The organism is Clostridium tyrobutyricum DSM 2637 = ATCC 25755 = JCM 11008 (assembly GCF_000359585.1).
GTDB lineage: Bacteria > Bacillota > Clostridia > Clostridiales > Clostridiaceae > Clostridium_B > Clostridium_B tyrobutyricum.
In genome coordinates this window covers 38,972-45,441 of record NZ_APMH01000034.1, presented here as the reverse complement: position 1 = coordinate 45,441, position 6,470 = coordinate 38,972, and the positions used below count along the sequence as shown (strand labels likewise).

The 6,470-nt window shown below is 24.4% G+C and carries 6 protein-coding genes; 4 read left to right on the top strand and 2 right to left on the bottom strand.

All coding sequences use genetic code 11. The features are described 5' to 3' along the window. The first annotated feature begins 179 nt into the window (after positions 1-179). The 4 genes from J418_RS0112955 (at position 180) to lepB (ending at position 4,621) form a co-directional block, all read left to right on the top strand. Complete coding sequence (locus J418_RS0112955; protein WP_017895829.1) at positions 180-626, top strand: hypothetical protein; 447 nt, start codon at positions 180-182, stop codon at positions 624-626. 280 nt (positions 627-906) lie between these two features. Further along, positions 907-1,728, top strand: a complete 822-nt coding sequence (locus tag J418_RS0112950; protein WP_017895828.1) for a hypothetical protein — start codon at positions 907-909, stop codon at positions 1,726-1,728. Between the two features lie 1,693 nt (positions 1,729-3,421). Further along, entirely contained in the window at positions 3,422-4,072 is a 651-nt protein-coding gene (locus J418_RS0112935) for an ABC transporter ATP-binding protein (protein ID WP_017895825.1), read from the top strand. A gap of 30 nt (positions 4,073-4,102) precedes the next feature. Beyond that, the gene (gene lepB / locus J418_RS0112930; protein WP_026142661.1) at positions 4,103-4,621 is read left to right on the top strand and encodes a signal peptidase I; all 519 of its coding nucleotides are present in this window, start codon (positions 4,103-4,105) and stop codon (positions 4,619-4,621) included. Between the two features lie 256 nt (positions 4,622-4,877). Here the strand turns inward: lepB and J418_RS0112925 are convergent, their stop codons facing one another. Together J418_RS0112925 and J418_RS0112920 are read right to left on the bottom strand one after the other, a co-directional pair. Further along, positions 4,878-5,597, bottom strand: coding sequence for a hypothetical protein (locus tag J418_RS0112925; protein ID WP_017895823.1), 720 nt, complete (start codon positions 5,595-5,597; stop codon positions 4,878-4,880). Positions 5,598-5,739: 142 nt separating this feature from the next. Next, positions 5,740-6,312 (bottom strand): recombinase family protein, encoded by a 573-nt coding sequence (locus J418_RS0112920; protein ID WP_017895822.1) that lies wholly within the window; start codon positions 6,310-6,312, stop codon positions 5,740-5,742. Between the last annotated feature and the right edge of the window lie 158 nt (positions 6,313-6,470).

Genomic DNA, 6,470 nt, shown 5'->3' with positions numbered 1-6,470 from the left:
AGTATAATATATTACGTAACATTTGTCTATATATTATATAATTCTTAATACGAAAAATTTTCAATTTTATCAGTTAATAAATTGTTAAAAAATTATTAAAAAATTATTGCCTTATTTACTATTTTATGGTATGTTTGATATGTAACTCTACAAATAATGTAAAAAAAGGGGAGATTAAAGTGAATTTGATTAAATTGTCAACATGCTTTAGAAAGAACAACATGCAAAAAATTTATTTGTCGTTAATAATGGTATTAACTTTTGTAGCCATTACTGCTTTTTCTAGTCCTAAAACTGTACATGCAGATACTTGGTCTTTAACATTGCCAGCTATTGAAAATCCTACCATGGGAAGAAGCTATTATTGCACTAATTCCAACTCTGGGAAAATTTCATTAACTCGTATAGTAAATGGACCATCTTATTACATGGTTGCTCAAATGCTTAATTCAAATATTTCTCCAAGAACCGGTGAAACATTGGTTCGTCAAGGTACTGGCTATACAAATTTTGTAAATAGCACTATGAGTTATTCCTATTACTATACTTTAATGGGATCAAATGATTATTTTGAAACAACTTCTAGATCAGCATATGGATATATAGATATAAATTCAAAAAAATAGTTGATAATTTTTATAGTACATGTTAAGACAAGCTTTATAAGCTTAAAAATAATTATTATGTAAATATTGTATTAGAAACATATAAACTATAATATTATAAACATTTAAAAAATTGCCCAAATTTTGTAATCATAAATTCTAAATAAATATATGGTAAAAAGATACCTCAATAAGTGGTATTCTTTTTACCTTATGTTATTAGTAACCAAATAGTTAGAAATATATGAGGCAATCATTTATATAAAAACATATAAATTTTTATTAAGAAAAGGAGCAATTTATGTTAAAAATCGAATTAAAAAGAGCACTTTTAAGGAAAAAATTTTTAATCATTATTTTTATAGGACTATTGATAGAACTTCTAAGTGGATATAATGCAATCCATAAGTTTCTTTTTTTTGATTATAACGCTCCTGATATTCAATCACCAGCTCTTCAGGCTAGCGCTAGAAAAATAGTTCAAGACGGACTTAATATGTATTCAGTTTGGTTTAAGTCATTAACTTTATATACACCTTTAATGCCAATTATTGCTGCACTACCGTATTCATTATCATATTTAGAAGATATAAAAAATGGGATGGTTAAATATATTGATATAAGAACTAATCATAAAAAATATTTATTTACAAAATTACTTGCTAATGGATTAGCAGGTGGTGTAGCTGTTTCATTTCCACTGATTATTTTAACGATAATTGTGAGTATATTCTTTAGTGGAAGTATAAATGATTTCTTTGGAAAGGGTGCATATGGTGGTGTTTTTGCAAATTTGCTTATATATAATTTCTATCTATATGCATTAGTACATATAATTATTAACTTTATATTTGGCTTTGCATATTCCAGTATCGCATTAGCAATATCTTCAATTATAAAAAACACAATTGCAATAATGATTTCACCTTTCTTATTTTGGATTGGCGCAGATTTAATATTACAATTTTTTAATGTACAATCATATTTACCTACATCAATAAACCAATTTTATTTAACCCCTAATGTAACACTTAATGAAATTCTAGTAGAACTTATATTTATTACATTCTTTTCATCTGCCATATTTATTTTAAAATCACGAAAGAGGAATATTTATGAATAATACTTTTAAAAAATGTACTGTATTAAATTTGATTAAATTAAATTTAACAGTATGTAGAATAAAAAAAATAATACTTTTTAGTACAATGTTTTTTTTATTCATTTCTTATAAAATTATAGAGTCCTTAAATGAATTAAGTTTAAAATATAATTTAGATATTAATATTTGGGATGGCTTTTTTAAGGTTATAACTTATCCTATGATAGTATTATGTGTTTATTTGCCATTAGTAATAATTATAACTTCAATTATCAATGGTAAAACTGGGCACTATCAATATCTAATTGCAAGGAGCAAAAAAAAGATTATATTGATAATAAGTAAACTACTTTCAAGCTTACTTATAGGTCTATTACTTTTATTTATATTTTTTTTGTCAGCATTTCTAATGAGTTATACTTTTTTTGGTTTTGAAGGACATTGGAGCTCAACAATTATGAATATAAATCCTGTGAATCCATTATATTTAAGCAATTTTGTATTTTCACTAACACCCATGCAGTCCACTATAATTTCATTTTTAGAGATTTATATAGCTACAGCCATAATTATTAGTTTTAAAGATATGCTAACAAATTATATATATAATATTTACGTTTGCAATCTAATTATAATTATATATATCTTTATGAGTATAATTAATTATATGTATAACTTAACATTAGGAATATTTAAAATAATAAACTATATTACATTGAATACAATAGCTATTATAAGCTTTCACAAGTTTGACAACAATACTCCTTATAATATTACACTATCACGGTCATTTATAGTTAGTTTAATATTTTTAATTATGTTAATAGTAATTAATGTAATAATTAATAAAAGGTCAGTGATTAAATTTGATTAAAAGATTGATAAAAATAAATTTAAAAGGTACAATCAATAAGGAATATATGGTAGTTTTAGTAATTACATCAATAATGATAACTTATATAAAATTAAGTATTGTAGGACTTCAAAAACCAGGATATTTTTTAATGGGTGATGTATTAATATTAATATTTGGTGGCTTAAATTCAAATTTTGATATTGTTAAGGATTTTTCATTATTTGCCATATGGATATTACCAAACATATTACTTATTTATTTAATAAACAGTTCTATTATAGATAAGCTAAAAAAAACAACTATTTTAATATTACCTAGAATAAAAAAAAAGTCGGACTGGATTATATCTTGTAATATTACTATTTGGATTATTATTATAAAGTATTATTTAATATTATTTATATCTTCATTGATTGCACTTTTTATTAAGATGGGAGTTAATGCATTTATAAATACTAACATTTCAATAAATAATTACAATCAATTGACTATTGGTATAAATCAATACTTAATAATGACTTATATAATCATATTAAATGTTTTTACGATGATATGCCTAATAAGTTTTATAAATAATATATATAATGTTTTTTTTAATTCAAATCATGCAGCCATAATTGGTATATTAATTTGCATCATTACTGTAATTACACCACAATTTGAAAAAATAAACAAGCTCATGTTAATAAATCAAGAAATGCTGTTAAGACACGATTTATTTAAAGGTGGATTTGAAGGCTTTAGCTTATCATTTTCAATTTTATATCTATTCATTTTTCTAATTATAAACTTCATTTTAAATATATTAATAATAAAAAAAAGAGATATTGATTATATATAACAAAAAGGAGTGTTTTTATGAATTCTACTGACAATATAATAGAAATTGTAAATTTAACAAAGCAATATAAAAACAAAATTGTATTAAATAATATTAATCTAAATATAAAAAAAGGAAAGTCTTATGGATTTATTGGAATAAATGGCTCTGGTAAAAGTCTGCTTTTCAAAATTATATGTGGATTTGTAAGACCTACATCAGGATATATTAATGTTAATGGAAAAAAGATTGGAATAGATACTGATTTCCCTGAAAATATTGGTGTTTTAATTGAGCATCCTGGTTTTTTACCTGAATATACTGCCTTTGAAAATCTTAAATTTTTAGCTAGTATAAATAATAAAATAGGAAAGACAGAAATTGAAAATGCAATAAAATGCGTTAATTTAGATATAGATAATCATGAAAGTGTAAAAAAATATTCATTAGGAATGAAACAAAGATTAGGTATTGCTCAAGCAATTATGGAAGATCCTGAAATATTAATTCTTGATGAACCAATGAACGGTTTAGATAAAAATGGTGTAAAATTAATAAAACAAAAGCTACTTGAACTCAAAATGAAAGGAAAGACAATACTTTTAACAAGTCATATTTCACAAGATATAAATGAGTTAAGCGATTATATATATGAATTTGACAATGGTGGTTTGTCTCAAAAGCTATAAATAACTATGTCTAAATTTCAGGGTATATTTATGGGAAAAAATAAATTAGTAAAAATAATAACTATAACTATAATTATATCTTTACTATTTAAAATCTATATATTTTCAACAGTACATATTAGTGGCCAATCAATGATGCCTACACTTAATAATAACGATAGTGTCCTAATTGAAAAGATTTCATTATTCACAAAAAATTTTAAGAGAGGTCAAATTATCATCTTTAATTCTAATAATAAAAATCATGATATATATATAAAAAGAATTATAGGAGTTGAAGGTGATAAAATAGAACTTAGAGGTGGTAGTATTTATCTAAATGGTAACAAATTAAAGGAACCTTATATAAAAAAATATATTACTACAAATGGAGGTACTTTCTTACATGAAAATCAAATAATTAAAATAAAAAAAGGGTTTATTTTTGTACTTGGTGATAATAGACCATTGAGTAATGATAGTAGATATTTAGGTCCGATTAATATAAAATCAATTAAAGGACATATTATATTTAAATTTTTTCCATTTAATAGATTTAAATTTTTCTAAATATATATTGGATCTAAATCAATAAAACAGCCACAAAATATCGAATATTTAAGCAGATTTTTTGCAATTAGGGGTAATACCAGCAACTGTGTCATGTACTGAAGATTGCATACCATATAAAGGTAATTTTTAAATATAATAAATATATTAGAAAAGATCAGAGACAAAGTAAAAATAGTAAAACTAATGCAATTAATATAAATCAAAGGAGTATCAACAGTTGACACTCCTTTTTAAAATTAGGCAGATAGGCCGTTTAAGGTATATTCTTTTCAACATTGATACTACCAGTAACTTTATCTATCAAATGTAATATCAATTTATAAAGTGTTTTATAATCTTTAGTTAGTGCAAATTTGCAACATTCCTCACTTGTAATATAATATCCATCTACTACACTTTGTCCAATCATAGAATTATGCATAATTCTATGATTGCCATTAATTATGGTATGTCTAGTTGCTTTACTTCCCCGCATTATTATAATGGGATTTCTCTTCTTTTCTTCATAAAGAACGTCATTTTTCTCAATTCTAATCTTATTATCTATCTCATAAGTATCCTTATATTCTTCTGGTATAATACTAAATAGGTTATCTACATTGAAAGATACCTTATTTGAATTTTGGCTATCTATGTAACGTGACAATTTGCTTACATTTATTGTTAATGGAAATTGTAATTTCAAATCCCTTTTACCTATATGGATTAATAAAGACATAGTTGCATCAAATAATTCATTTTCTCTATTAATTTTCTCGTATTCATGTTCACCCGGTAATAATACCAAATGCCGTAATTTGTTTCTAAACCTCATTAAGTAATAGATCGACAAAAGCCTTAAGGGATACTCCTTTTTGTATTCATTCAAAAAATATAATTCATAATCTGAAATAGATTTTTCTATCATCTCCTTATTATTATGATGTCTTTCTTGAATTTTCTTAAGTATATACTCATCTATATAATTATCCATTATATCACTCCACTCTTTTTACCTGATTAATCCAGTGTTTAATTGATTTTCCATTATAGCACTTAATCTTTATTATACTTCATATTTATCAGTATTATATATAAACAACTTTTATAAATGAACTACTGGGTTAATGATCTTACTATGACACTTTCATCTTACTAATTTGTTCTATGACTTTGTAGAGAGTAGGTTTACTTATATTAAACATAGCACATAGATTTTTTACTGTTGTTTTTTTCTGTTGATACAATTCATATATTGCTTTCTTTTTATTATCATCAAGCTTTGGTTTTCTTCCACCTTTTCTACCACGTGCTCTTGCTGCAGCAAGTCCTTCTTTTGTTCTTTGGCTTATTAAATCCCTTTCAAACTGACTTATTCCAGCCATAAAGGTAAACATCAATTTTCCCTGGGGTGTTGTAGTATCTAACCAACTTTCCTTCAGACTTTTAATATTAGCACCTTTTTTCTCAATTTGCTCTACAAGATTAAAGAGATCTTTTGTACTCCTGCTCAATCTAGTGAGATCAGATACTAATATAATGTCTCCCTTTCGTAGTTTGTCCAGTAATCTATTTAATTCAGGTCTATCTGCTTTTGTGCCAGTAATTTTTTCTTGTATTATTTCTTCTGCTCCTGATATTTTTAAAGAATCTATCTGTCTATCTAAATTTTGCTCCTGAGTACTTACTCTAGCATATCCGAATACCATTATTTAACATCCTTCCGTATAATTTATACTAAATATAGTAAAACAAACGGTATGGCATGTCAATATATTTACTATAATTTATTTACTGAGTTTTTTAACTATATAAATGGCTTTTCTCTGTTTTATTATAAAAAAAGAAAACCAGTAAAATAAATGGT

Coding starts and splice junctions, on each gene's coding strand:
- J418_RS0112920 (WP_017895822.1), bottom strand. CDS start 6,312: ATGGTATTCGGATATGCTAGAGTAAGTACTCAGGAGCAAAATTTAGAT.
- lepB (WP_026142661.1), top strand. CDS start 4,103: ATGGGAAAAAATAAATTAGTAAAAATAATAACTATAACTATAATTATA.
- J418_RS0112950 (WP_017895828.1), top strand. CDS start 907: ATGTTAAAAATCGAATTAAAAAGAGCACTTTTAAGGAAAAAATTTTTA.
- J418_RS0112925 (WP_017895823.1), bottom strand. CDS start 5,597: ATGGATAATTATATAGATGAGTATATACTTAAGAAAATTCAAGAAAGA.
- J418_RS0112935 (WP_017895825.1), top strand. CDS start 3,422: ATGAATTCTACTGACAATATAATAGAAATTGTAAATTTAACAAAGCAA.